Origin of the sequence: Nonomuraea fastidiosa (assembly GCF_042751225.1) — a bacterium.
GTDB lineage: Bacteria > Actinomycetota > Actinomycetes > Streptosporangiales > Streptosporangiaceae > Nonomuraea > Nonomuraea fastidiosa.
The window spans coordinates 5,140,960-5,165,651 of the sequence record NZ_CP170570.1; the positions used below are offsets into that span (position 1 = coordinate 5,140,960).

Sequence of the window (24,692 nt, forward strand, 5' to 3'; positions counted from 1 at the left end):
CGTGTGATATCGAAACCGTGACAAAACGACGGCGTAAATGACAAAAACGCCGCACTCCCGGCGAATGGAGTACGGCGTTCAGAGGCCGGTGCCGTCGCCGATGCGACGGCACCGTTACTACTTGGCGGAAGCCAGGGCCGCGGCCTGCTTGGCGATCGCGGACTTGCGGTTGGCCGCCTGGTTCTTGTGGATGACACCCTTGCTGACGGCCTTGTCGAGCTGGCGCGCGGCGGCCCGCTGCAGGGCCACGGCCTTCTCGACGTCACCCTGCTCGGCCGCCTCGCGGAACTTGCGGATGGCCGTCTTCAGAGACGATTTGACCGCCTTGTTGCGCAGGCGAGCCTTCTCGTTCTGCTTGTTGCGCTTGATCTGGGACTTGATGTTCGCCACGAAGAAGCCTCGGTGAAAGTCTGAGTGATGGATGGGGCGCGCGGGCTCGAGAGAGGGCGCGCCACACGCAGTTAGCCAGGTTACCAATACTCAAGGCGGCTGCTCAAATCAACGCCATCGTGTCATGTACTCGCGCCAATCCTCTTCCGTCGCGGCGAAGTCGACGTAGAGCGCCAGGCCGAACCGCTCGCGCCTGCCGTGGTCGGTGAGCGCGAGCCGGGCGCCCTCCGCGGCCATCGCCACGCTCTCGGCGGCGTCCAGCCAGGGCGCGCCGTGGTCATGGTAGGCGGGCGCGCCGATGTAGAGCGCCTTGTCCTCCGGCACCAGGTCGAGCGCCAGCCGGGCCTGGCGGGCGACGTGGCCGCCGTACAGGGACTGGGCGGGCAGGTACGAGTCGTACGTCATGACCGCCACCTGGTCCACCCGCGCCACGACCTGCTCGAAGAAGCCCTGAGACCAGTACTTGTCGTGGCCGATCGCGGCCCTGGCGGCCAGGCGCAGGCCGGGATAGGGCTCGATCTGCGGCGTCGAGGCCGACAGCAGGCCGGTGTGCCGCCTGGTCTGCTCCAGCAGGTCGAGGAAGTCGGTGTCGCCGTCGCCGATGGGCTCGAAGTTGTAGTGGATGCCGTCGAAGCCCTGCTTCATGATGGCGGCGACGCCGGACAGGACGTTCGCGCGGGCGCGGGGGTCGTCGAGGTCGAGGAAGCCGTCCACCCGCTGGCCGAGCCAGGCGGAGATGCGGATGCCGGGAGCGTGCTCACGCAGCCACTTCACGAAATTTCCGGCGTTGGGGTATTTGGCGGGGTCTAAGCGGCCGTCCGTCTCGAACGGGCCGGAGTGGACGTACACGTCCTTGATGCCCGTCGTCTTGAGCCGCGCCGCGAGCTGCTCGACGTCGCGCTCGGTACGGCGGCCGTCCACCCAGGCATGCCCCAGCCACAGGGCGTCGTTGCCGGTGCTCTTCGCCCAGGCCGCCGGTGCACCGGTAAACTGAAGCCGGAGCGCTGCGGCTAAGACGCCCGCCAGCGCGACCACGACGGCCAAGGCAAGCGCGAGCAGGCGCAGGCCGCGGCGGATGACGGTTCGGGTAATCACCCGGGCATGTCACCATGAAAGACTGCTTGACCTCAACCCTGTCGAAACGGACTTCGGTGCGCACTCAGCCTGGCCAGACCGACCCCGCGTTGATTCGCAACTTCTGCATCATCGCGCATATCGACCACGGCAAGTCGACCCTTGCCGACCGGATGCTGCAGATCACCGGCGTGGTCGACGACCGCACGATGCGGGCCCAATACCTCGACAGGATGGACATCGAGCGCGAACGCGGCATCACGATCAAGTCGCAGGCCGTGCGGCTGCCGTGGAACGGCCACGTGCTCAACATGATCGACACGCCCGGCCACGTCGACTTCACCTACGAGGTCTCGCGGTCGCTGCAGGCGTGCGAGGGCGCGATCCTGCTGGTCGACGCCGCCCAGGGCATCGAGGCGCAGACGCTGGCCAACCTCTACCTGGCCATGAACGCCGACCTGCACATCATCCCGGTCCTCAACAAGATCGACCTGCCCGCGGCGCAGCCGGAGAAGTTCGCCGAAGAACTGGCCGGCCTCATCGGGTGCGACCCCTCCGACGTGCTCAAGGTGTCGGGCAAGACCGGCGAGGGCGTGCGCGAGCTGCTCGACCACGTGGTGGAGGCGGTGCCCGCACCCGTCGGCGACGCCGACGCGGCGGCCAGGGCGCTCATCTTCGACTCCGTCTACGACACCTACCGGGGTGTGGTGACGTACGTCAGGGTCGTCGACGGCCATCTGAGCAAGCGCGAGCGCATCCTCATGATGTCCACCAACGCCACCCACGAGACGCTGGAGATCGGCGTCATCTCGCCCGAGCCCCAGCCCGCCGAGCTCGGGCTCGGCGTGGGCGAGGTGGGCTACCTCATCACCGGCGTGAAGGACGTCCGCCAGTCGCGGGTCGGCGACACCGTGACCTCGGCCGCGCGGCCCGCCGACGAGATGCTGGCCGGCTACGAGCACCCCAAGCCGATGGTGTTCTCCGGCCTCTATCCGATCGACGGCGACGAATACCCGGAGCTGCGCGAGGCGCTCGACAAGCTTCAGCTCAACGACGCCGCGCTGATCTACGAGCCGGAGACGTCGGCGGCGCTCGGCTTCGGCTTCCGCGTCGGCTTCCTCGGGCTGCTGCACATGGAGATCGTGCGCGAACGGCTGGAGCGCGAGTTCGGCCTGTCGCTGATCTCCACCGCGCCCAACGTCATCTACCGCGTGGTGATGGAGGACGGCAAGGAGTTCACGGTCACCAACCCCTCCGAGTTCCCCTCGGGCGGGAAGATCGCGCAGGTCTTCGAGCCGGTCACCAAGTCCACGATCCTCGCGCCGGCCGAGTTCATCGGCGCGATCATGGAGATCTGCCAGGGGCGGCGCGGCCAGCTCCTCGGCATGGACTACCTGTCCGAAGACCGCGTCGAGATCCGCTACACGCTGCCGCTCGGCGAGATCATCTTCGACTTCTTCGATCAGCTCAAGTCGCGCACCCGCGGCTACGCCTCGCTCGACTACGAGCCGGCGGGCGAGCAGGAGGCCGACCTGGTCAAGGTCGACATCCTGCTGCAGGGCGAGGCGGTCGACGCCTTCAGCGCCATCGTCCACAAGGACAAGGCGTACGCGTACGGCGTCGACATGGCCAAGAAGCTCCGCGAGCTGATTCCCCGGCAGCAGTTCGAGGTGCCCATCCAGGCGGCCATCGGGGCACGGGTCATCGCGCGCGAGAACATCAGGGCCATCCGCAAGGACGTTCTCGCCAAGTGCTACGGCGGTGACATCTCGCGTAAGCGGAAGCTGCTGGAGAAGCAGAAGGAAGGCAAGAAGCGGATGAAGATGGTCGGCCGGGTCGAGGTGCCTCAGGAGGCCTTCGTCGCCGCGCTGTCCACCGACTCCAGCGCCGACAAGCCCAAGAAGTAGGGGACTCGCCGGGGCTCGGCCGCCTTTTGTCGGGGCTGTGACGCTCTTTGCTGGGCTCCTGAGCCCTTTGCCGGGGTCTGGGGCGCTTTGCTGGGCTCCTGAGCCCTTCGCCCGGGGTCTGGGGCGCCTCGCTAGGCCTCGGCGCCCTTTGTCGGGGTTCGTGCCGCCCGCCGAGCCCGGCGAAATACCCTGAATGCATGGAAGTGGTGCAGACGGCGCGTATGGTCCTTTCCCGGGTGACGGCTGACGACCTGGACGCCGTACACGAGATCCACTCCGACCCGCGCACCAGCGTCTACCACCCCAGCGGCCCCATCACCGACATCGAGTCCAGCCGTGCCATGCTCGGCCTGTGGCTCGACGACTGGGACGAGCGCGGCCTCGGCTACTGGGCCGCCCGGCCCCACGACTCGCAGCACGTACTCGGCTTCGGCGGGCTGCGCCACGCCGTGGTGGACGACCGGCACGTGCTCAACCTCTACTACCGCTTCCGCCCGTCCGCGTGGGGGCACGGCTACGCACTCGAACTCGTCCGCGCCGCCCTCGACGTGGGCAAGGGACTGGGGACGGTGGTCGCGGTCATCCGCGACATCAACGAACCGTCCCGCAGGGTCGCCGAGCGGGCCGGGATGCGCAGGGAGCGCACGATCCCGTACGGCGGCGTGCCCAGCGACCTGTACGTGGCCTGACCGATTTCCGCACCGCTTGATGTGTGACGGCGCTCATCGGGACCGGGTGCGCCGGACGTAGGCCGCCAGCACCACCGCGCCCCAGACGGCCTGGACGGCGAGGCAGGTGGCCAGAGGAACGCCTGGGGAGGTCAGCGCGACCAGGGCGGGCAGGCTGCCGGCCAGGGCCAGATCCGGCCCCGTCGCCGCCCACTTCAGCGGCCCGGTGGGGATAGCGCCGCCCGGCGTCTCGATGACCGGCATCGTGTGATCGACCGGCTCACGCCTGGCCATCCGCAGCGCCCCGGCGGCCAGGGCGGGCCCGACCAGCGGCCCGAACAACCACGCCGTACCGACCGGCAAGGCCTGACCCGCTGCGGCGCCCACGCCTTCGCCTAGGAGCGCGCCCGAGGATCCGCTCAGAGCGACGCCGACCGCATCTCCGGCGAAGACGGCCGCGTCACCCGAGAAGACGGCCGAGTCGCCCGCGAAGACGGCTGTGTCACCTGCGAAGACGGTCGAGTCACCTGTGGCGACGGCTGTGTCACCCGCGAAGACGGCTGCGGCATCGGCCGCCGCCGGGACGCTCGCCGCCTGCAGGCTCATCAGCAGCAGGGCCAACGCCGTCCAGACGCCGCTCAGCAGGGCGGGCAGCACTGCGCGGGCGGCCAGCGTCGCGCGGAACGGCGTTCCGATGAGCCTGGCCAGAGCCGGGTTGTCGGCGTCCCGCCGGGCACCCGAAGTGGCGGTCGCGGCCACGGCGAGACCGCCCATCAGCACCGCGATCGCGAGCACCGCCACAGGAGCGCCCGCCTGACCCAGGATCGCGGGCGGCACCGCCGTACCCGCGATCAGCGCGAGCCGTCCCGGCCTGCGTGCCAGCCGCCGCCAGTCCTGCCAGGCGAGCGCGAGCGGCGCCGGCAGCACGGGCCAGCGGCGGGAGGTGAGCTTCCTGGCCCGCCAGTGGTTGTCCTCGGCGATCCAGGTGAGCGTGCTCAGGTCGAGCGACGTGGTGGCGTTCGCGACGTGCCCGGCGCGGGTGGAGGCGGCCAGGAGCGTACGGGCGGGGATGCGGTCGAGCGAACGCCACGCGTGCCGGGCCAGTAGCCCCGCCCCCACGACCGCCCCGGCCGCGGCGGCGGCCAGCGCCGCAAGGGGTGCGTGCGCGACCGTGGTGAGCACCGTACGCAACTGACCTGTCACCGCCACCACTGCCAGCACCAGCAGCGCGGCCATCACCCCGGTCAGCCACAGCTGCCACGCCTGCACCTGCCCGAGCCGCCACGACCGAGCCGTCTGCCCAAGCCGTCCCGGCTGTACCGCCGCCTGCCCGAACCGCTCCGGCTGGTCGGCCTGGCCGAGCACCGCCAGCGCCGTACCGCCCACGGTCGCCGCCACGCCCAGCACCAGCGCGGCGAGCACCCGCCACACGAGCTGATCGGGCGCGCCCAGCACCGCTGCCAGCCCCACCCCGAACAGCAGACCCGCCGCCAGCACCACCAAGCCCAGCGTCCTGACCGGACGGGCGAGCAGATACCGCCGGCTCAGCGGGGAGAGCAGCAGCCAGGACGCGTCAGGGGCCGACATCGCCACCGGCCCCGCCGCGCGCGCACCCGCCAGGAACCCGCACAGGGCGAGCGCGAGCAGCGCCACCCCCGCTCCCATGCGGTCGGGATCGACCGGCTCGGCCAGCCCCGCGAGCACCCCCGCCAGCGGCTGCCCCAGGACCACGATGGCCATGAGCAGGCAGAACCCGGAGACGTAACGGTCGAGCAGGCTGGCGGGCGCGGGGCCGCGGGAGCGCAGATACGCCCGGACGGCCCGTACACCGATCTCGGTCATCGGATGGTCCTCGGTGGGGTGGCGGCGGGGTGGACGTCAGGTGGAACGGCTGCGGGAACGGGCACGCTCCGGCCCCGTTGTTGTGGCGTGGGACGGCCTTCGCCATGTCGTGAACCGACGCCGTGGAGCCGGCCTTCGCCGTGTCGTGAACCGACGCCGTGGAGCCGGCCTTCGCCGTGTCGTGAACTGACGCCGTGGGGACGGCCTGCCGAGCTGCCCGCGCCAGGACGGTACCCGAGGGCTGCCGTGCACGTCGGAAGGCTCATCGAGATGCCCGTGCGTTGGCGGACGGCCGAGACGCCGATGCGGGAAGGCAGGAGATCGCAGGTGATGCGGGGTGGCGGAGACATGTGGCTGTGATGGGGCCGGTCATGCGTGGACGTCCGATGCAGGAACGCGGTCGTGTCCGGTCATGCCGCGGACGCTCGACGGGAGAACGCGGCGCTTGCGGCCGGTCATGCGGGGATGCCCGATGGGAGGATGCGACGGCCGTGGTCGGCCAGATCCTGGTCGTGGGTGGCCAGGACCACGGTGCCGCCTTCGGCGGCGTACTCGTCGAGCAGGTCGGCCAGAGCGGCGCGGAACTGAGCGTCGAGGCCGCGTTCCGGCTCGTCGAGAAGCAGCAACGAGCTCGGTCTGAGCAGCGCGGCGGCCAGGGCGAGGCGCTGACGCTGGCCGGTCGAAAGGTTCAGCGGGGCGGCGTCCGCCCGCTCCACCAGCGCGAACGTCTCCAGCGCCGCGTCCACGGTCATGCGGGCGGCAGTGTGCACGGCGCCCATCAGCTCCAGGTGCTCGCGCGCGGTGAGCCCCGGATACCAGGCGGGCTCATCGCTCAACAGCGCCACGCGGCCCCAGAAGCGTGCATCGTCGGCCGGGGCCTCCCCGAACACGCGTACCTCACCGGCGGTGGCAGGCTGCAACCCGGCCAGGCAGCGCAGCAGAGTGGACTTGCCGGAACCGTTCGGCCCCACCACCGCCACGATCTCACCCGGCGCGACGGTGAAGGACAGGTCACGCAGTACGGGGTTGCCCCCGAGCTCGACCGTGAGGGAATCGACGCTGATGAGGGGGTCTGACACGGTTCGAGGCTAACCGGTCGGCGATGTGATCGCGTGTCGGCCCGTGTCGCCTGGAGAGAGGCGGACACGAGAGCTGTGCGACCGGCGGTGGGGCCTGCTGATCGTCCGGCCTGTTGCCGAGCGGAGCGAGGCGGTGTGGTCGTCTGACGGCGCGAGATGGCTTGGTGGCCAGATCGATGTGATTGGCTGCCCGGCCGCGCCGAGTCCTGCTGGTTGCTGGGCCCGTTGCTGAGCGGAGCGAGGCGGCGTGGTCGCTGGACGATGTGAGGCGCTTGACCGCCCGGCCACGCCTGGTGCTCGGTTGTCCCGCACGCGAGGGGCCTCGCCCGGCCGTGCGCAGCCGGATGCCTGGGCGGGCGCCGGTCTGGCCGCGTGGCTGAAGACCAGGCGCGCGCCGTGGCCGGTGCCCGGGCCGAGCTCCCAGCGTACGGTCCCGCCGTCGTGGGCGCCGTATGTCGGCTCGCCTGCTCGGCCATACCGATTGCTTCGCCGTACCGATTGCTTGGTTGCCGGACGGCGTGAGGTGGTGCGGCTGCCCGCCCGATCACCCGGCCGCGCCGGTTGTTTGGGTGCCCGCTGCAGGGCCGATTTTGTCGGTGGCGTCGTCTACCTTTCATTCTCCGAACACCTGTGCGACTGGAGGGTGACGTGATTGCTTCTGAGCGTTTCGAGCGTGCAGCCGTTCTAGGGGTTGCCGTGGCTGAGGAGACTCGACGGCTGCTGAGGCGCCACGTGGGTGAGGCCGAAGAGGCGGCCGACGGCACTGTGCTGGTCGATGTCCCCTATCCGGATGCGGCGGTGGTAGCGATGTTGCTCGACGTGGCGGCCGAGTGTTTCGGCGAGCGTGGCGGCTCGGTCGAGGAGACCCGGCAGGCGGCCCTTGAGACCCTCTTACAGCTCGCCGGGTTCGACGAGGAGTCCCAGCTCAACGGCGGGTCCGGCGAGAAGCTCGGCGAGCGGCAGCAAGGGGGCCTCAGCCAGGGGTGACGAGGCCGTGGCGGTAGGCGTACGTGACTGCCTGGGCGCGATCCCTCAGCCTCGCCTTGGCGAACAGGTTGTTGATGTGCGTCTTCACGGTGGCTTCCGTGATGAAGAGCCGGGCGGCGATCTCGGCGTTCGACAGCCCCTCGGCGATGAGCATCAGCACCTCGCCCTCGCGTGGCGTCAGGCCGTCGGGTAGGGAGACGTCGCTCCGCCGGGCCCGTCGTCCGGCGGAACGCTGCCGGTGCTGGGCCGGAGGCGCGTCGGAGAGCCGTCCGTCCGCGCTGGCGAGCCGTGCATCCGAGTTAGAGACCGGTACATCTGGGCCGGGAGGGCGTACCCCTGCAATCTGCGCGTCTGAAAGGCCCGTCCCCGAAGAGGGCGCGGGTGACGGGTGAACCCCGAAGCCCGTCGGACCCGTGCCCGCTGAGCCTGCGCCTATCGAGCCCGCATCTGCCGGGCCCGCTTCCGCCGGGCGTGCATGTGAGGCGTGCGGGTCGGCAGGGCGCGCCCCCGAACCGTGCACGTCCCAGCGGCGCATGTCCGGGCGACGCACGTTCGACACGGGCTCGTCGGGGCCCACGCCTGGACCCGACGTGTCGGAAGAGGCGACGCCAGGAGGAAGCACATCAGGACCAGAGCCGTCGGAAAGCGACGCGCCGGCAGGAAGGGTGTCAGGAGTCGGTGGTGCGGCGGGGGAGGAACCGGCAGGAGGAGACGCGATGGAAGAAGGCGTAGTGGACAGCGATGAGGTGGGCTGGGACATGGTGTCCAGAAGACGGCGCTGCACGGTGGGGTCGAGCTGGGCGTCGCCGCGCATGACGGTGGCGATGGCCTTGGCGATGTCCTCGGCCTCGGCGTCTTTGGTGAGGAAGCCACGCGCGCCTGCCCGGAGTGCGGCGAAGACCGACTCGTCATCCGAGTACGTGGTCAGCACCACGACCTGCGTGCCGGGATGGGCGGCACGGATCCGGCGAGTTGCCTCCACGCCGTCCATGCGAGGCATGCGCAGATCCATGAGGACCACGTCCGGCCGTTCCGACTCGACCAGCCGTAGAGCCGCCTCGCCGTCGCCCGCCGCGCCGACCACCTCGATGCCGGGCAGCAGGCCGAGCAGCAGCACCAGCCCCTCCCGCACCACGGCCTGGTCATCGGCGACGACCACCCTGGTCATCCGGCCACCTCCCAAACCATCGCAGCCGAGCAAACGCCCCGTCCTTCGCTCGCTGGAGTGGGGGCAGCGTCACGTGCCAAGGCAGGGGCGGGAGGGATGGTCGGTGCGATCATGCCGGAACCCTGAGGTGGACCGTGAATCCTTGGTCGTCGGCGCCTGCCGTGAGGGTGCCGCCGAGGAGTTCGGCGCGTTCACGCATGCCGATGAGGCCGTGACCGCCGCCCAGCGACCGATGCTCGGCCGCCGCTTCCGCCGCTTCCGCCGGTTCGCTGAGCGTGCGGCGCCTCGCTGAGGAGCCGTCCGGTGATTGGCCCTCGGCTGGGGCCACGATCGGTGAGTAGCGCTGGGGGGAGGGGCTGCTCGGTGAATGGTGCTCGGATGCGGCGTTCGGAGAGGGGTGCTGAGTGGTGGTGTCCGGTGAGGGGCGCTCAGGGGAGGCGTCTAGCAGAGGGTGTTGCCGAGCGGCCTGGTGCTCGGGTGCGGTGCCCAGCGAGGAGTGCCGGCTGAGTGGCGTGGTCTGGCGATAGGCGCTCGGGTGGGGTGACGGTTGGGGGTGGGTTGGTGATGCGGAGGTCGCACCAGGTGGGGGAGAAGGTGAGGTCGATGGTGGCGGGGGCGCCGGGGGCGTGGCGGCGGATGTTCGTGAGGGCTTCCTGCGCGGTGCGGGTCAGAGCCAGCTCGGCCTCCGGGGTGAGGCGGCGTTCGGGGCCGGAGATGCGCAGCGTGCAGGGCAGGTGGGTGGTGCTCTCGAACTCCTCCTTGAGCCGCCGCAGGGCGGTGGGCAGCTCCGGCGGGTCCTCACGCAGGGCGGCCACCGCGCGCCTGGCCTCCTCCAGGCCCGACTTGGCGAGGTCGCGGGCGCGTACGACGCGGTCGAGCGCCTCCTCGGTACGTTCGGCACGCAGCAGCAGCTTGGCGCCCTCCAGGTGGACGAGCTGGGCGGACAGGGAGTGGGCGAGGATGTCGTGGAGTTCCCTGGCGATCCTGGCCCGCTCGGCGAGCACGGCTTCCCTGGCCTCGGCCTGCCTGATGGCCTTGCGCTGCCCGGCGGCGTACGTGATCAGGAAGACCAGGCTGGTGCTGAACGCGAGGGTCAGGTTCTTCGAGACGTCACCGGTGATCGCGCCCGTCACGAGCAGGGCGACGATCGCCGTCAGGGCGATCACCAGCGACTTCTGGAGAGGCAGGCGGCTGGTGGCGGCCACGACGCAGGCGAGCACGACGAGGGCGGCGGCGCCGTTCGGGATCATGTCGTGCAGGACGGCGGCGATGACCGTGGCGACGGCGAGGGCGACCGTCGGGAGGGGCGTGTCCGCCGAGCTCCGGCCGGCGACTCTGAAGGGGAGCAGGGCCAGGGCGAGGGCGAGCACCAGGGCGCAGCCCAAGATGATGCCCGGCGGGCCTGCGGTGAGCGCGGTCCGGGCCTGGGCCGCGCCGACCAGCACGATCGCGACCAGCCGCAGGATGCGGGGGAGGGTCTGGGCGAAACGTGCATCACCGTTCGACGGTATAGGACCCGGTACCGGAACCGAAAAGCGCACGTCCCCGAGACGACACCACCAGCGACTGCGTGGCCAGGGTCAGGCCGACGAAGACCATGATGCCGCCGGCTGCGACGGTCAGGCCCATGGCGCTGCCGGCGAACTGCTCGGCCACACGTACCGCGATCGAGGCCAGCCAGGCCAGCAGGGTCCAGCCGGTGCCCTTCGACCAGGCGACTCCCTTGGCGTCGGCCCAGATGCGTACGGTCATCGCGCGCAGGACCCCGAGCCCTACGGCGGTCACCACTTCGATGGCGAGCATGAAGACGCTGGGGCCGAGGTGGTCGGAGTCGAGGACGCCGCCCGAGACGAGGCCGAACACGATCAGGGCGAGCGAGATGTAGAGGACGGCCGAGCGGTCGGCTGGGCGGGTCTTGAACTGGCGGTAGATGGCGTAGGCGAGGACGAGGACGATCAGCAGGGGTGTGACAGCGGAATTCATGTCACGTGACGGTAGGGACGGGGTCGGCGACGTGGATCGACCTGCGGGTTGAGGTTCGTGCATCTCCACCCGGGGGTGGAGATGTTCCCGACGTTCCTGGTCTTCCTGACGATCCTGATGTGTCGGTTCAGTGTCGGGCTTCCTGCTCGGTGTCGCCGGTGTCGGGCTCCCTGTTCGGTGTCGCCGGTGTCGGCTTTCTGTCCGGCTCGCCGGTGTCGGCTTTGTCCGGTGTCCGGCCCGAGGTCGGGCTTCCTGTCCGGTGTCGGGCTTCCGGTCCGAGGTCGGACTTCCGGCTCGGGGCGGGCTCTCTTGTGGGCAGGTTTGGCGGTTGGCGGTCGGTGGTGGCGGTCGGCGGCTGGTGAGTGGTTGGTCGGCGGTCGGTGGTGGCGGTTGGCGGCTGGTGAGTGGTTGGTCGGCGGTCGGTGGTGGCGGTTGGCGGCTGGTGAGTGGTTGGTCGGCGGTCGGTGGTGGCGGTTGGCGGCTGGTGAGTGGCTGGTCGGCGGACGGTGGGGTGGGTGGTGGTGGCTGGTGTCGGGGTGGAGGTGGCTGCGAGAGGCTGGACCTGGTGGGCTGCGCTCGCCCGACGTCGCCTCCCGGGACTGCACCGCACCTGTCAGGAGCGCGTCTCGGGAGTCGCGCCCGCTGGCGTGGCGTCCCGTGGGCCGCGCCCACCACGGCGTCCGTAGCCCCCGGCCGTGCACGCCGGGGCCGTCCACGATGGTGCGGACTGGTGCTGGTGCTGGTGCCGGTGCCGGTGGGGCTGAGGGCGCGGTGCTCCCAGCCCGGGCGTGGCGCTCCTGGGTGCGGGGTGCTCCGTGGGTGCGGGGTGCTTCGCTCCGCTTGACGTGTCTCCCCGACCAGCCGGGGTTCGGCCGGGTGGAGGTGTCTGAAGTGGGGCTGTCGGGCTCGGTGGGGAGCCACTTCTCAGTCCGGAACGTGGACGGTTGGGTCGGGTGGGGGACGCCTTTCGGCCGGAGTGGGACGTTGGGGCGGGCGGGGTGCCCCCATCTTGGTCCGGAATAGCGGTCCTTCGGGGTAGGGCGCGTCGTCTTTGCCGGGGTGGTTGTTCGGGGGTGGGGTGCGTCGTCTTTGCCGGGGTGGTGGTCGATCGAGGGTGGGGCGCGGCGTCTTTTCAGAGAGCGGCCGTTCGAAGGCGGAGGGAGGGGTGTGGCCTCTTAGGCCGGGCAGGGGCAGTTGGCGAGCAGGGGTGCTGGGGATTGGCTTTTGGGAGGGTGTGACCATTGCGGGGTCGATGGCGTCTGTATGTGACATGACCATCGAAACCGTTCGGAGGGCGACATCATCGAGGAGCTCTACCGCGAGCACTGGCCGCTCGTGTGCGGGTTCCTACTGCGCAGGACCCGCGACCCGCATCTCGCCGAAGACCTGGCGCAGGAGACGTTCGTCAAGGCGACCAGGGCGCTGCTCGGCTGGCGCGGCGGGAACGCGGCCGCGTGGTTGCTCACAATCGCCCGTAATGTCCTGCTCGACCACGTACGGAGGAACCGCCGCGAGCTGGAGCTTCCCAGCCCCGACGAGCTGGGCGTGCCCCCGCTGCACGTCGCGGCGATGGACGTGCGCGACGCGCTGGAGCGGCTGCCCGAACAGCAGCGCCGGCTGCTCACGGTTCCGTAGCCGGGTCGGCCTGCTGCGCGACCACGACGACGCCAACCTGCGCTCGTTCGACCTGAGCCTCAAGCGGTTGCGCGAGGCGGCGCGAGCCGGGCTCGCCCACGCTTACGTGGACGGCCTCAGCTCAGTCCGCAATCTGCGCGAACTGCTCAAGGACCCGCGGGTGCGGACGATCCGGCTCGCCGATGTGGCGTTCGACCTGGACAGCCCGCACCCGTGACGGCCGGGGCGGTCAGCGGAGCACGGTGTAGAGGGCCGAGGTGAGCGAGGCGCGGGCGTCGTCCTGGTCGATCGACCACAGCATCGCCCCGCCGAGCCCCTTCAGCCGGATGTAGGCCGCCTTCTGCAGCATCACGGCCGGGTCGTCGTACGACCAGAACTCGTTGCCGTCGTACAGCCACAGCGCGCCGGTGCCCAGGTCGCGGTGGCGCTTGCCGGGCTTGTTCACCAGGTCCTTATAGTCCTCGACACCGTCGGCCCACCTGCCGGGGGCGGCGCCGGTGGCGGGCTGGTAGAGGCCCTTGCCGCGGGCGGGGACCCCGGTCCAGCCCTGCCCGTACGCGGGGACGCCCACCACGAGCTTGCGGGCGGGCGCGCCGCGGGTGAGGTAGTCACGTACGGTCTGGTCCACGCTGAACTTGACCGGGCTCGGGTCGCGGCGGTCGGTGAACAGGTTGGCGTGGTGCGCGGTCTGCTGCTCCCAGGTGCCGTGTAGGTCGTAGCCCTGGAGGGTGGCAAAGTCGAGGTGCTTGAAGACCTCGCGTACCTCGAAGCCCGCGTCGATCTTGGCGGCGGCGGCCGGGAGGAACGCGGTGAGCTGCGTCTTACGGTCGAACGCGGTGAGCTGGCGGCGCAGCTCGGCCACGAACAGCGTGAAGTTGCGCTTGTCCTCGGGCCTGACCACGTTGCCTTCGGCGCCGGCCGAGCCCGGCCATTCCCAGTCGAGGTCGATGCCGTCGAAGATGCCGGCGGCCGCGCCGGGCTCGAGGCCGGGCAGGTTGCCGCGCAGCCACATGTCGATGCAGGAACGGGCGAGTGCGGAGCGCCGCTCGGGGGTGAGGACGGCGTCGGAGAAGGACGCAGAGCCGGTCCAGCCGCCCAGCGAGATCATCACCTTGAGGTGGGGGTGCTTGGCCTTGAGCTTGCGGAGCTGGTTGAGGTTGCCGTTGAGCGCCTGTCCGGGCTCGTCGGCGACGCCGTCGACGCTCTGCTCGGCCGGTACGGGGCGCTGCCAGTCGGCCCACGGGTCGGAGGAGTAGCAGGTGGCGTCGGCGCTCACGAAACCGAACGCGTAGTTGAGGTGGGTGAGCTTGGCGGCGGCCCCGGTGGTGTGCACGTCTTTGACGTGGTAGTCGCGCCCGTAGACGCCCCATTGGATGAAGTACGCGACCCGGTTGAACCCGGCGGCGCGGGCCTCTGCCGGTACGGAGATCAGCGTGAGGCCGAGTAAGAGTGACACTGCGATGAGGATCTTCTTCTTCACGGGGCCGCTCCCGGACGCCTACAAATAGGAAACTTTCCTATAAGTTGAACGCGATCGTAGAGCGGCCCCTCGCCGACGTCAACGACCCTCGTCGCCGCCTCGGCGAGGGCTGGCTTGCTTGTGTGTCTCGCTGGTGGGAAAGGCGTCGATACCTGTGGCGGATCCGGGCAATCGACTCTTGCGCGTGAGGCGCGGGGACGAGCGGGTGGTGGGTGTGGCGCGTGCTGCCACGGCGGCGGCAACTCCTGCGCGGCGTGGGTGCGAGCACGGCGGGCGCGGCTCCCGCGTGGCGAGGGGCGTAAGGATCGGGCCTGGTGCGGTGCGCGGCTCTGACGCGGTGGGGCTCCTCCTGCGGGGCGCGGGGACGGTGGTGCGGCTTGTGTGCGGGCGGGAGTGGCTCCTGCCCAGCGTGAGCACCGGTAGGGCGGCTCTTGCGGGGGCGGGACGGTGGCGCGGCTCGTGTCCTGGCGGGGCGGCTCTCAACGGCGCTAGCACCGGCGGGTGCGGGTGGGGCGGCCCTCGCGCGGCGTGACCACCCGGCGGGCGCGGCTGCTGCGGGCTGGCACCGGGCGGGCTTGGGTGGGGCGGAGCACTGTGAGGGGCGGGCACACTGGAGGGGTGCCATCCATCCTGCCTGACGGTGATCCCGCGCCCGCCTCCGGCGAATTGCCCGACAGTGCCCTGCAAGGCCTCGGCGAGCGGCCGTTCGGCTTCTACGTGCACGTGCCGTTCTGCCTGACCCGCTGCGGCTACTGCGACTTCAACACCTACACCGCCGCCGAGCTGGGCCCCGGGGCCTCGCAGCGCGACTACGCCGACACGGTGATCGAGGAGATCCGGCTGGCGCGGCGCGTCCTGGGCGAGACGGACCTGCCGGTGGAGACGGTGTTCTTCGGCGGCGGCACCCCCACGCTGCTGCCCCCTGAGGACCTGGCGCGCATTCTCGCCGCGATCGGCTCGGAGTTCGGGCTGCGGCCGGACGCCGAGGTCACCACCGAGGCCAACCCCGAGTCGGTGGATCCGTCGTCGCTGGAGAAGCTGCGCCACGGCGGGTTCAACCGCGTCAGCTTCGGCATGCAGAGCGTACGAGAGCACGTCCTGCAGGTGCTCGACCGCCGCCACACGCCCGGCAGAGCGGCCGCGGCAGTACGGGAGGCCAGGGAAGCAGGGTTCGAGCACGTCAACCTCGACCTGATCTACAGCACACCGGGCGAGTCCGACGACGACTGGCGGGCGTCGCTGAGCGCGGCGATCGAGGCGGGTCCCGACCACGTGTCGGCGTACTCGCTGATCGTCGAGGAGGGCACCCGCCTGGCGGCGCGCATCCGGCGCGGCGAGCTGCCGATGCCCGACGACGACGTGGCCGCCGACCGCTACCTGATCGCCGACGAGCTGCTGTCGCAGGCCGGGTTCGAGTGGTACGAGGTGTCCAACTGGGCGGCGTCGCAGGACGCCCGCTGCCGCCACAACCTGCTCTACTGGACCGGCGGCGACTGGTGGGCCGCCGGCCCAGGAGCGCACAGCCACGTCGGCGGCACCCGCTGGTGGAACGTCAAGCACCCCGCCGCCTACGCCCAGCGGCTGGCCGCCGGCACCTCGCCCGCCCACGCCCGCGAGGTGCTCGGGCCCGACGACCGCGCCGCCGAACGCCTCATGCTGGAGCTACGGCTGTCGTCCGGCTACCCGCTGGCCGAGGTCGCGCCCGCCGCGCGGCCCGCGGTGGCGAGCGCGCTCGCCAGGGGGCTGCTGGAGCCCGAGCCGTTCAAGGCGGGCCGCATGGTGCTGACCCTCCAGGGCAGGCTGCTGGCCGATGCCTTGGTCAGGGATCTCCTGGTCTGAGCCGGTGGTCCTAACCGACTGGTCTCGCCGGTCTGATTCGAGTGGCCTGACGCCGCCGACTGACCGACCGATCTGACGCAGTCCGGCTGGTCCAGGCCGACGGCTCGGTCAGGGGGCCTGCCCTGCGCCGGCTGGTCCAGGCCGACGCCCCTGATCAGGATCGATCTCCTGGTCTGAATCCACGCCCTGGCCGGGGGATCTCCTGGCGTAGACCGATGCCCCGGTCAGGGATCTGCTGGTTCAGGTGACGGCTGGTTCAGGTGACGAAGGGGATGGCGATCGGGTAGCGGTAGTGCTTGCCCTTGTTGGCCGCCACCGCCGCCTGGATGTGGAAGATCAGCGACACCACGTAGATCGCCGGCAGCGTCAGGAAGCCGATGAAGAAGAACATCAGGAACGTCGATGCGATGTAGCCGATGAACATCGTGAGCTCGAAGTTCAGCGCACCGGCCGCGTGGTCCCTGACGTAGGGGGACTGGTCCTTGCGCACCAGGTAGATGATGAGCGGGCCGATCCAGGAGACCAGCAGGCCCAGCAGGTGGCTGAGCATCGCCATGCTGTTGTCGTCGGAGCCAGGGCGGGGGCCGAAGCGACCGGGGATGTACGGCTGGCCGGGCGGCTGGGCGTATCCGTACCCGGGCGGGGGCGGCGGGTATCCGGGACGGCCGTAACCGCCGGGGTGGCCGCCTGGCTGGCCGTAGCCGCCGGGCGCGCCGTAGGGGCCCTGCCGGCCGTAATCGGGCTGGCCGTAACCGGGCTGCCCGTAGTCGGTGGGCGGCTGCTGCTGGTACTGGGGCGCCGAGCCGGGCAATTGCCCGTAGGGAATCTGCCCGCCGTAGGAGGGGGGTTGCTGCCCGTATCCGGGGGTTGAACCGGGCTGTGCGCCGTAGCCGGGTGCGGAGCCGGGTTGCGCGCCGTAACCAGGGGCCGAGCCGGGCGTCGAACCGGGCTGCGTGCCGTAGCCGGGTGGGGAGTCGGATGGCGGGCCGTAGCCGGGTGCGGAATCGGATGGTGCGCCGTAGCCGGGTGCGGAGTCGGGCTGCTGTCCGTACGGCGGCGGGCCCGGCTGCGGGCCAGAGCCCGGCGCGGGCGGCGGCATGTCGGCGGGGGAGAACTTGCGGGTGGCGTCGGCGTCCGCCGCGCTCACCTTGCGGGTCGCGTCGTCGTCGGGGGAAGGTCGGGGCGGGTCCTGGCCGGCATGGGGGTCTTGGCTCATGGTGCCTCCGTAACGAAGTCGATCAGCTCCTCGACCCGGCCGAGCAGCGCCGGCTCCAGGTCCGTGTACGTCGAGACGGCGCCGAGGATGCGCCGCCACGCCTCCGCGGGCTCCATGCGCCAGCCCAGCGCGGCGATGACACCCTCCTTCCACGGCACGCCGCGCGGCACCTCCGGCCAGGCCGGGATGCGCAGCACGGACGGTTTGACCGCCTGCCAGATGTCGACGAACGGGTGGCCGACCACGAGCACATCGGGGGAGGTGATCTCGGCGGCGATCCGGCTCTCCTTGGAGCCGGGCACCAGGTGGTCGACGAGCACGCCGAGCCGCCGCCCCGGCTCGGGGCGGAACTCTTCGACGATGGCGGGCAGGTGGTCGATGCCTTCGAGGTATTCGACGACCACGCCTTCGACCCGCAGGTCGTGGCCCCAGATCTTCTCGACGAGCGCGGCGTCGTGGACGCCCTCGACGTAGATGCGGCTCTGCCGGGCCACTCGCGCCCGCAGGCCCTCGACGGCGATGGAGCCCGACGCGCTGCGCCTGGGGCCCGCGGGGGCGGGCGCGGCAGGGCGTATCAGCGTGACGGGCTTGCCCTCGAGCAGGAACGCGGCGGGCGCGAGCGGGAAGAGCCGGCGGTTGCCGAACCGGTCTTCAAGGGTGACGGCCTCCTTGTCGCACGCCACCACGGCGCCGCAGAAGCCGCTGTCGGCGTCCTCCACGACGAGGTCCCGCTCGGCGGGCACCTTGGGGATCTTCCCCTTGCCCGGCCGCCGCCAGTTTCCCGCCAGAACATCGCCCTCGTACACAGGGGGGACCGTAGCAAATCACCCGCTGACCGCAAGGCGCTTGCGGGCGCCGCTGCGGCGGACGAGGACGACGATCGTGCCTGCGACGGCGGCGAGCAGCCCGGCGCCCGAGACGGCGATGATGGTGATCATGCCGTCGGCGACACCGGTCACGACGGAGTAGGAGTCGCGGCCGACGCCGTAGCGCACGGTGGCCTTCTCCTCGTTGACGCAGGTCAGCTCGTAGTCGCCCTTGGCCGGGGCGTTGATCACGAGGAACTGCTCCCAGACCGCGTCTCCCGCCTCGATCATCCGCCGGTCGGGGGTCTTGGCCAGCTTGGCGTCCCCGCTGATGGAGCAGTCATAGGTGACCTGGGTGTCGCTCGCGAGGTAGACGCCGGGCTTGTCGGCCGGGTCCACCGTCACCGTGATCTTTTCGCCGGACGCGAACGTCTGTTTGGGCACCAGGTCAGAGGCGGCGCCCATACCGTTCGCGAACAGCACGATCCCGGCCGCCGCGCAGGCCAGGAACACTCCCCAGGCGGCCGCGATCCACCACAGGCTGGGCTTTATGGCTTTGGAGTCGATTCGTGGTGGAAATTGGGTCTGTTGGCCGTATTGTCCGTACTGAGATGGCGGGCCGAACTGACCCGGGCCACCGTACGGCGGTGGGCCCTGTGGAGGTACGGGCTGCCGGCCGTATTGGGGTGGTTCCTGCGGAGGCTGCCACGGCGGCTGTCCGTACGGTGCCGGTCCGTGGCCGGGCGGCGGGCCGTACGTCGGGGGCCGGGAATCGTCGGTCATGAGGGCAAGTGTGAGGCCTGCTGCTCTCAGGAAGCCAGAAGCAGTTGGGACGCGGTGTTATCGCACCTTGTGACCGAGAGCCGTACACTTGGCACTCGGGAACACAGAGTGCTAGACACCACGTTCCTGTAAGGGACAGAGGCAGGAGGTGAGCACGTGCTCGACGATCGGAAGCTGGCGGTGCTCCGGGCCATTGTCGAAGACTACGTGTCCACCAACGAACCGGTGGGCTCCAAGGCGCTGGCCGAGCGTCACAATCTGAAGGTCTCCCCGGCGACGGTCAGGAACGACATGGCCGCGCTGGAGGAGGAAGGCTACATCACCCAGCCACACACCAGCGCGGGCCGCGTGCCGACGGACAAGGGCTACCGCCTGTTCGTCGACCGGCTCTCGCAGGTCAAGCCGCTGTCGGCGGCCGAGCGGCGGGCCATCGAGACGTTCCTCGCGGGCGCCGTCGACCTCGACGACGTGGTCACCCGTACGGTCCGGCTGCTGGCGCAGCTCACCCGGCAGGTCGCGGTCGTCCAATACCCGACGCTCACCCGCTCGACGGTCCGGCACGTCGAGCTCGTTCCCCTGACCGAGCGGCGGGTCATGCTCGTGCTCATCACCAACACCGGCCGCGTCGAGCAGCGGGTGGTGGAGCTGCCGGAAGTGGTGGAGGACCACCGCATCGCCAACCTGCGCGCCGTGCTCAACGCCTGCCTCGACGGCTGCGGCTTGAGCGCCGTGCCCGAGCTGGTCGCCGACCTGCCGGAAAGGCTTCCCGTCGAAGACCGGCCCGCCGCGGCGACGATCCTCTCCGTGCTGCTCGAGACGCTGGTCGAACGGCACGACGAGAAGGTCGTGTTCGCCGGAGCGGCCAACCTCGCCGGCGCCGACTTCGCCACCGGTCTGCGCGACGTGCTGGAGGCGCTTGAGGAGCAGGTCGTCCTCATGCGGCTGCTCGGCGAGACATCCTCAGACACCCCGTCCGCGCTCACCGTGCGCATCGGATCGGAAAACCCCTACCTGCGGGGCACATCCGTCGTCGCGACCGGATACGGTTCTGGCGACAACCAACTCGCCCGGCTCGGCGTTCTGGGCCCGACCAGGATGGACTACCCCGTGACGATGGGCGCCGTACGCGCGGTGGCACGCTACGTCAGCCAGATCCTGGCTGCATCATAAGAGGTCGATAAGTGGCAAACAGCGACTACTACGCCACCCTCGGGGTGCGCCGTGACGCAAGTCAGGACGAGATCAAAAAGGCGTACCGCCGGCTCGCTCGCGAGCTGCACCCTGACGTGAACCCCGATCCTGACACCCAGGAGCGGTTCAAAGAGATCACGCAGGCCTACGAGGTGCTGTCCGACCCGAACAAGCGCCAGATGTACGACCTGGGTGGCGACCCCTTCGGCGGCGGCGGTGCGGGAGCGGGCGCCGGTGCCGGCGGGTTCGGAGCGGGCTTCCCGTTCAGCGACATCATGGACGCCTTCTTCGGCACCGCCACCGGTGCCAGGGGGCCGCGCTCGCGTGCCCGCAGGGGCCGCAACGCCACGATCAGGGTCGAGCTCGACCTGCGCGAGACGGCCTTCGGCACGACCCGCGAGCTCGCCGTGGACACGGCCGTGCTCTGCGACGTCTGCCACGGGGCCGGCACCGCACCCGGCACCCACCCCGACACCTGTGACATGTGCAGCGGGCGCGGCGAGATCTCCCAGGTCACGCGGTCCTTCCTGGGCCAGGTCATGACCTCGCGTCCCTGCCCGCAGTGCGGCGGCTTCGGCACCATCATCCGCCACCCCTGCCAGGAGTGCTCCGGCGACGGCCGGGTGCGCACCCGCCGTACGATCAAGGTCCGCATCCCCGCGGGCGTCGAGGACGGCACCCACATCCAGCTCGCCGGCGAGGGCGAGGTCGGCCCCGGCGGCGGCCCGCCCGGAGACCTGTTCCTGGAGATCGCCGAGCGGCCCCACGAGATCTTCGAACGGCGCGGTGACGACCTCCACTGCACCGTGCAGATCCCGATGACGGCCGCGGCGCTCGGCACCGTGCTGACGGTGGACACCCTCGACGGCACCGAAGAGGTCGACGTCCGGCCAGGCACGCAGTCCGGCCAGGTCATCACCATGTACGGCAGGGGCGTCCAGCGGCTCAACGAGTCCGGCAGGGGCGACCTGCTCATCCACGTCAACGTCGAGACGCCGACCCGCCTCGACTCCGCTCAGGAGGAGTTGCTGCGCGAGCTGGCCAGGCTGCGAGGTGAGGAGCGCCCGCCTGGCAAGTTCGCACCGGGTCAGCAGGGTTTTTTCTCCCGCCTGCGTGACGCCTTCAACGGCCGGTGACGGCGCCGGTCTTCCTCTGCGAGCGCGAGCGCCTCGACGGGGCCGAGCTGACGCTGGAGGGCCCCGAGGGGCGGCACGCGGCCGCCGTGCGCCGGCTGCGGCCCGGTGAGCGCGTCGACCTCACCGACGGCGCGGGCGCGGTGGCCGAGTGCGTCGTACGCGAGACGCTGAAGGACAGGCTCCGGCTCGACGTGCTGCGCCGCTACGACGTCGAACGGCCGGCGCTCCGGCTGACGGTCGTCCAGGGCCTGCCCAAGGGCGACAGAGGCGAGCTGGCCGTGGAGATGATGACCGAGGCCGGCGTCGACGTGATCGTGCCGTGGGCGGCCGCGCGCAGCATCACCCAGTGGAAGGGCGATAAGGTCGCCAAGGCACTGGGCCGCTGGCGCTCCACCGCGCGCGAGGCCGGCAAGCAGGCCCGCCGCTTCCACCTGCCCGAGGTGGCCGACCTCGCCTCCACCGCCCAGGTCGAGCGGTTGCTGTCGGAGGCCGCGCTGGGCCTGGTGCTGCACGAGGAGGCCACCGAGCCGCTGTCGGGCGTGGCGCTGCCCGCCGAGGGCGACATCGTCATGGTGGTCGGCCCCGAGGGCGGGGTCTCGGAGGAGGAGCTGGCCAGGTTCACGGCGGCCAAGGCGGCGCCCGTGCTGCTCGGCCCGACGGTCCTGCGCACGTCCACGGCGGGGGTGGCGGCGGCGTCCGTCCTGTTCAGCCGTACGGGGCGCTGGTGAGCCTCTGACGCTCTTCAGGGCGTCTTTCAGTGCCTGTTTTTCGGGGCCTGTTTTTCAGCGCCTGTTTTTCAGGGCCTGTTTTTCAGGGCCTGTTTTTCAGGGCCTGTTCAGGGCGTGGGCTGCGTGTCCTGCAGCGGCGTGGACGCCTCGACGGGCGGCGTCTCGGTCATCACGTCCTCGGGAGGGCACTCCTCGGGCGGGCACGGCGACGGCGGCGCGGACGTCTCGATCATCGTGGGGCTCGGCGTCGGCGTGGGCGACGGCGAGAGCGTGGGGCAGTCGGCCGGCGGCTCGGCTTCATCGGCGAGCGCCGACGGACAGGGGGTGGGGGTGGGCGTGGGAGTAGGTGACGGCCTGCTGGTCGAGTCGGCCTTGCGGGTCACCTTGGGGGTCGCGGGCTCCGACGTGGCGGGCGGCAGCACCACCGGATGGGACTGGCGGGGCAGGACACTGGTGACCGGCGGGTCGATGGAGCGGGTGGTCGAGGAGTTGGACGGCACCTTGGTCGTCTCATCGTCCACGACCTGCACGGGAGCCCGGTCGATGATCTGGGAGCGCAGGCCGGGGACGGCCAGCACGATCGTGCCGGCCACCAGGACCGCGCCGGCCGCGGCCGCCCCCGCTCGCCACCAGAACAGCCTTCGTACGTTGCGCCGCTCGATGCGAGCACGGATGATCTCCAGTCCGTCCGGCGAGGGCACGACCGCGTCCGCCTCCGCGCGGAGCGCACGGCGCAGCAGGTCGCCGTACTCGTCGGGGGGCTGGGTCATGACATCTTCTCCAGGACCGATCGCAAGGCGGCCATGCCACGTGCCGTGTGGCTCTTGACCGCCCCCTTGCTGATGCCCATGGCGTGAGCGATCTCAGCTTCGGACAGATCACCGTAGTAGCGTAGAACCAGTGCTTCTCTCTGTCGGGTGGGCAGGGCACGTAACGCCTCGATCACAGCAGAACGTTCCAGCTCCCCGATGGCGCCGTTTTCGGCACTCGGCGCGTCAGGCAGACCTTTCGGAGCATACTTCTCGACGACCGCGCGGTGGCGCAGCACTGACCGGGACCGGTTGACGACAGACTGGCGCAGGTAGGCAAGTGCTTTGTCGGGGTCGCGCAGCCTGCGCCAGGCACCATGGATGGCGACGAACGCATCCTGCACGACTTCCTCAGCTGTTGCTATGTCGCGCACCAGCAACACAGCGAGACGCACCAACGACCGAAAATGAGCGCTGTACAGCGCCGTCACGGCCATGTCGGCATCCCACCCGACCGGCACCGCCCCCATCGACCTGTCGGCCAGAAGGGTTTCGGTGGTCACATCAGTGGGACGCGCGGCCTTCCCAGAGGGTTTACGCTCTTCCGGTTCTGGAGGTTTCCCCGGTTCCTTAGGGTGCATTACCCAGTCTGTGTCCTCGCCAGGTGGCGCTCGCCCGACCCTGAATCGTCTTTTCTGCTGTAGTTTCGCACACTCACCCTAACCTTGTTGATCTTCCTGTGCACGACACAGGTGATTACCGATTCGCAACGGACTCGGCCGGGGGCGGCGCCCTCGGTAGGCTGATCGGGTGAGCGATTGCCTCTTCTGCAAAATCGTCGCCAAGGAGATTCCCGCCGAGATCGTTTACGAAACCGGCAGGACCCTGGCGTTCCAGGACATCAACCCGCAGGCGCCGACCCACGTGCTCGTCATCCCGAAGGAGCACCACGCCAACGCCGCGGCGCTCGCCCAGGCCGACGACGGGCTCGCTGACGAGGTGCTCAAGACCGCGCACGAGGTGGCCGTGATGCGCGGCGTCGCCGAGCGCGGCTACCGCGTGGTCTTCAACACCGGACCCGGCGCGGGCCAGACGGTCTTCCACGTCCACGCTCACGTGCTGGGCGGGCGCGACCTGACCTGGCCGCCGGGCTGACGGCCCGCAGCGGCCGGGGCCGCCTGCACGGGGCCCGGACGCTGCGAATATCGGGGCGAGCAATCGGCCTGGCCCCGGATACGATGGGCGGAGAAGAACTCCGAAAGAGACCGGGAGGCATCAGGCCGCTGGCCTGCCCATGTCCGAACTACATGAATCCCGACGTACAGCACCTCCCTCGCGGACTCAAGCGAAGGTGCTGATACCGGACGAATACCCGATGGTCAGCCTCCTGGGCTCCGGCGATGAGCTGTTGCGCGTCATCGAAGGCGCCTTCCGGGCCGACATCCACGTACGCGGTAACGAGATCACCGTCACCGGCAGCCCTGACGAGAGCGGCACCGTCGTACGCCTCTTCGAGGAGCTCGTCGAGGTCCTGCGCAGCGGCGGGGAGCTGAGCCCCGACGCGGTCGAGCGCAGCATCGCCATGCTGCGCATGACCTCCGACAGGCCGGCAGAGGTGCTCTCGCTCGACATCCTGTCGTCGCGGGGCCGCACCATCCGTCCCAAGACCGTCAACCAGAAGCGCTACGTCGACGCCATCGACAAGCACACCATCGTCTTCGGCATCGGCCCCGCCGGCACCGGCAAGACGTACCTGGCGATGGCCAAGGCGGTGCGCGCGCTGCAGGAGAAGCGGGTCAACCGCATCATCCTGACCCGTCCCGCGGTCGAGGCGGGCGAGCGGCTGGGCTTCCTGCCCGGCACCCTGTACGAGAAGATCGACCCATACCTGCGGCCGCTCTACGACGCGCTGCACGACATGGTCGACCCCGACTCCATCCCCAAGCTGATGGCCGCGGGCACCATCGAGGTCGCGCCGCTCGCCTACATGCGCGGGCGGGCCCAGCCGGTCGGCAGCAAGGTGCTGACGCC

General features: G+C 70.5%; 23 protein-coding genes and 1 pseudogene. 11 read left to right on the forward strand and 13 right to left on the reverse strand.

Annotated elements, in window-relative coordinates:
• Positions 1-117 precede the first annotated feature (117 nt).
• Together rpsT and ACFMQL_RS23925 are read right to left on the reverse strand one after the other, a co-directional pair.
• Entirely contained in the window at positions 118-390 is a 273-nt protein-coding gene (gene rpsT / locus ACFMQL_RS23920) for a 30S ribosomal protein S20 (protein WP_364057075.1), read from the reverse strand.
• 108 nt (positions 391-498) lie between these two features.
• Entirely contained in the window at positions 499-1,485 is a 987-nt protein-coding gene (locus tag ACFMQL_RS23925; protein ID WP_378787094.1) for a hypothetical protein, read from the reverse strand.
• Positions 1,486-1,499: 14 nt separating this feature from the next.
• On the opposite strand from ACFMQL_RS23925, the gene lepA reads away from it, so the two are divergent.
• Together lepA and ACFMQL_RS23935 are read left to right on the forward strand one after the other, a co-directional pair.
• The gene (lepA, locus tag ACFMQL_RS23930; RefSeq protein ID WP_378787095.1) at positions 1,500-3,371 is read left to right on the forward strand and encodes a translation elongation factor 4; all 1,872 of its coding nucleotides are present in this window, start codon (positions 1,500-1,502) and stop codon (positions 3,369-3,371) included.
• Between the two features lie 197 nt (positions 3,372-3,568).
• Positions 3,569-4,060 (forward strand): GNAT family N-acetyltransferase, encoded by a 492-nt coding sequence (locus tag ACFMQL_RS23935; protein ID WP_364057066.1) that lies wholly within the window; start codon positions 3,569-3,571, stop codon positions 4,058-4,060.
• Between the two features lie 33 nt (positions 4,061-4,093).
• On the opposite strand, the gene ACFMQL_RS23940 is transcribed toward ACFMQL_RS23935, so the two are convergent.
• Positions 4,094-5,881: a DUF6297 family protein gene (locus ACFMQL_RS23940; RefSeq protein WP_378787097.1), complete on the reverse strand. Its 1,788-nt coding sequence runs from the start codon at positions 5,879-5,881 to the stop codon at positions 4,094-4,096.
• Positions 5,882-6,336: 455 nt separating this feature from the next.
• Positions 6,337-6,960 (reverse strand): heme ABC exporter ATP-binding protein CcmA, encoded by a 624-nt coding sequence (gene ccmA, locus ACFMQL_RS23945; protein ID WP_364057060.1) that lies wholly within the window; start codon positions 6,958-6,960, stop codon positions 6,337-6,339.
• A gap of 696 nt (positions 6,961-7,656) precedes the next feature.
• Between ccmA and ACFMQL_RS23950 the strand changes: the two genes are divergently transcribed.
• The gene (locus ACFMQL_RS23950; protein WP_364057057.1) at positions 7,657-7,947 is read left to right on the forward strand and encodes a hypothetical protein; all 291 of its coding nucleotides are present in this window, start codon (positions 7,657-7,659) and stop codon (positions 7,945-7,947) included.
• Here the strand turns inward: ACFMQL_RS23950 and ACFMQL_RS23955 are convergent.
• The 3 genes from ACFMQL_RS23955 to ACFMQL_RS23965 form a co-directional block, all read right to left on the reverse strand.
• Entirely contained in the window at positions 7,934-9,064 is a 1,131-nt protein-coding gene (locus ACFMQL_RS23955) for a response regulator (protein WP_378787100.1), read from the reverse strand. The genes ACFMQL_RS23950 and ACFMQL_RS23955 overlap by 14 nt on opposite strands.
• A 479-nt stretch (positions 9,065-9,543) precedes the next feature.
• Entirely contained in the window at positions 9,544-10,560 is a 1,017-nt protein-coding gene (locus ACFMQL_RS23960; RefSeq protein ID WP_378787102.1) for a sensor histidine kinase, read from the reverse strand.
• A gap of 49 nt (positions 10,561-10,609) precedes the next feature.
• Complete coding sequence (locus ACFMQL_RS23965) at positions 10,610-11,098, reverse strand: hypothetical protein (RefSeq protein WP_378787104.1); 489 nt, start codon at positions 11,096-11,098, stop codon at positions 10,610-10,612.
• A gap of 1,302 nt (positions 11,099-12,400) precedes the next feature.
• Here ACFMQL_RS23965 and ACFMQL_RS23970 point away from each other — a divergent pair.
• Both ACFMQL_RS23970 and ACFMQL_RS23975 read left to right on the forward strand, forming a co-directional pair.
• Positions 12,401-12,733, forward strand: a complete 333-nt coding sequence (locus tag ACFMQL_RS23970) for an RNA polymerase sigma factor (RefSeq protein WP_378790203.1) — start codon at positions 12,401-12,403, stop codon at positions 12,731-12,733.
• 67 nt (positions 12,734-12,800) lie between these two features.
• A complete protein-coding gene (locus ACFMQL_RS23975) occupies positions 12,801-12,950 on the forward strand; it encodes a hypothetical protein (protein WP_364057051.1) in 150 nt (49 codons plus the stop codon).
• A gap of 12 nt (positions 12,951-12,962) precedes the next feature.
• Here ACFMQL_RS23975 and ACFMQL_RS23980 read toward each other — a convergent pair whose 3' ends face one another.
• A complete protein-coding gene (locus ACFMQL_RS23980) occupies positions 12,963-14,213 on the reverse strand; it encodes a glycoside hydrolase family 18 protein (RefSeq protein WP_378787106.1) in 1,251 nt (416 codons plus the stop codon).
• Between the two features lie 618 nt (positions 14,214-14,831).
• Here ACFMQL_RS23980 and hemW point away from each other — a divergent pair.
• On the forward strand, positions 14,832-16,052 hold the full coding sequence (gene hemW, locus ACFMQL_RS23985) for a radical SAM family heme chaperone HemW (RefSeq protein ID WP_364057045.1): 1,221 nt from the start codon (positions 14,832-14,834) through the stop codon (positions 16,050-16,052).
• Between the two features lie 256 nt (positions 16,053-16,308).
• Here the strand turns inward: hemW and ACFMQL_RS23990 are convergent, their stop codons facing one another.
• The 3 genes from ACFMQL_RS23990 to ACFMQL_RS24000 are packed head-to-tail and all read right to left on the reverse strand — an operon-like array spanning position 16,309 to position 18,587.
• Positions 16,309-17,268: a DUF4870 domain-containing protein gene (locus ACFMQL_RS23990; RefSeq protein ID WP_364057042.1), complete on the reverse strand. Its 960-nt coding sequence runs from the start codon at positions 17,266-17,268 to the stop codon at positions 16,309-16,311.
• Positions 17,265-18,074, reverse strand: a complete 810-nt coding sequence (locus ACFMQL_RS23995) for a DUF3097 domain-containing protein (RefSeq protein WP_364057039.1) — start codon at positions 18,072-18,074, stop codon at positions 17,265-17,267. Before ACFMQL_RS23995 ends, ACFMQL_RS23990 begins: the two co-directional genes overlap by 4 nt.
• A gap of 18 nt (positions 18,075-18,092) precedes the next feature.
• On the reverse strand, positions 18,093-18,587 hold the full coding sequence (locus tag ACFMQL_RS24000; protein WP_378787109.1) for a hypothetical protein: 495 nt from the start codon (positions 18,585-18,587) through the stop codon (positions 18,093-18,095).
• Between the two features lie 426 nt (positions 18,588-19,013).
• On the opposite strand from ACFMQL_RS24000, the gene hrcA reads away from it, so the two are divergent.
• Genes hrcA through ACFMQL_RS24015 form a run of 3 tightly spaced genes read left to right on the forward strand, consistent with a single transcriptional unit; the run spans position 19,014 to position 21,912 of the window.
• Positions 19,014-20,027: a heat-inducible transcriptional repressor HrcA gene (gene hrcA / locus ACFMQL_RS24005; RefSeq protein WP_364057033.1), complete on the forward strand. Its 1,014-nt coding sequence runs from the start codon at positions 19,014-19,016 to the stop codon at positions 20,025-20,027.
• An 11-nt stretch (positions 20,028-20,038) separates the two neighbouring features.
• Positions 20,039-21,184 carry a molecular chaperone DnaJ gene (gene dnaJ / locus ACFMQL_RS24010; protein ID WP_364057030.1) on the forward strand — a complete coding sequence of 382 codons (1,146 nt, stop codon included), beginning with the start codon at positions 20,039-20,041 and terminating at the stop codon, positions 21,182-21,184.
• A complete protein-coding gene (locus ACFMQL_RS24015; protein WP_364057027.1) occupies positions 21,181-21,912 on the forward strand; it encodes a 16S rRNA (uracil(1498)-N(3))-methyltransferase in 732 nt (243 codons plus the stop codon). The genes dnaJ and ACFMQL_RS24015 overlap by 4 nt, the downstream gene beginning before the upstream one ends.
• A 107-nt stretch (positions 21,913-22,019) precedes the next feature.
• Here the strand turns inward: ACFMQL_RS24015 and ACFMQL_RS24020 are convergent, their stop codons facing one another.
• Together ACFMQL_RS24020 and ACFMQL_RS24025 are read right to left on the reverse strand one after the other, a co-directional pair.
• A complete protein-coding gene (locus ACFMQL_RS24020; protein WP_364057024.1) occupies positions 22,020-22,682 on the reverse strand; it encodes a hypothetical protein in 663 nt (220 codons plus the stop codon).
• Positions 22,679-23,191: a SigE family RNA polymerase sigma factor gene (locus ACFMQL_RS24025; RefSeq protein WP_080047132.1), complete on the reverse strand. Its 513-nt coding sequence runs from the start codon at positions 23,189-23,191 to the stop codon at positions 22,679-22,681. The genes ACFMQL_RS24020 and ACFMQL_RS24025 overlap by 4 nt, the downstream gene beginning before the upstream one ends.
• Positions 23,192-23,471: 280 nt before the next feature.
• Here ACFMQL_RS24025 and ACFMQL_RS24030 point away from each other — a divergent pair, with 280 nt between their 5' ends.
• Entirely contained in the window at positions 23,472-23,816 is a 345-nt protein-coding gene (locus ACFMQL_RS24030) for a histidine triad nucleotide-binding protein (RefSeq protein ID WP_364057021.1), read from the forward strand.
• A gap of 139 nt (positions 23,817-23,955) precedes the next feature.
• Positions 23,956-24,660: pseudogene (locus ACFMQL_RS24035) on the forward strand (PhoH family protein); the annotation flags it as partial.
• Positions 24,661-24,692 lie beyond the last annotated feature (32 nt).

Excerpts from the sequence above, each read along its gene's own strand:
- ACFMQL_RS23935 (WP_364057066.1), top strand. The coding sequence starts at position 3,569 with ATGGAAGTGGTGCAGACGGCGCGTATGGTCCTTTCCCGGGTGACGGCT.
- lepA (WP_378787095.1), top strand. The coding sequence starts at position 1,500 with ATGAAAGACTGCTTGACCTCAACCCTGTCGAAACGGACTTCGGTGCGC.
- ACFMQL_RS23990 (WP_364057042.1), bottom strand. The coding sequence starts at position 17,268 with ATGAGCCAAGACCCCCATGCCGGCCAGGACCCGCCCCGACCTTCCCCC.
- ACFMQL_RS23965 (WP_378787104.1), bottom strand. The coding sequence starts at position 11,098 with ATGAATTCCGCTGTCACACCCCTGCTGATCGTCCTCGTCCTCGCCTAC.
- ACFMQL_RS23940 (WP_378787097.1), bottom strand. The coding sequence starts at position 5,881 with ATGACCGAGATCGGTGTACGGGCCGTCCGGGCGTATCTGCGCTCCCGC.
- ACFMQL_RS24020 (WP_364057024.1), bottom strand. The coding sequence starts at position 22,682 with ATGACCCAGCCCCCCGACGAGTACGGCGACCTGCTGCGCCGTGCGCTC.
- ACFMQL_RS24025 (WP_080047132.1), bottom strand. The coding sequence starts at position 23,191 with ATGGGGGCGGTGCCGGTCGGGTGGGATGCCGACATGGCCGTGACGGCG.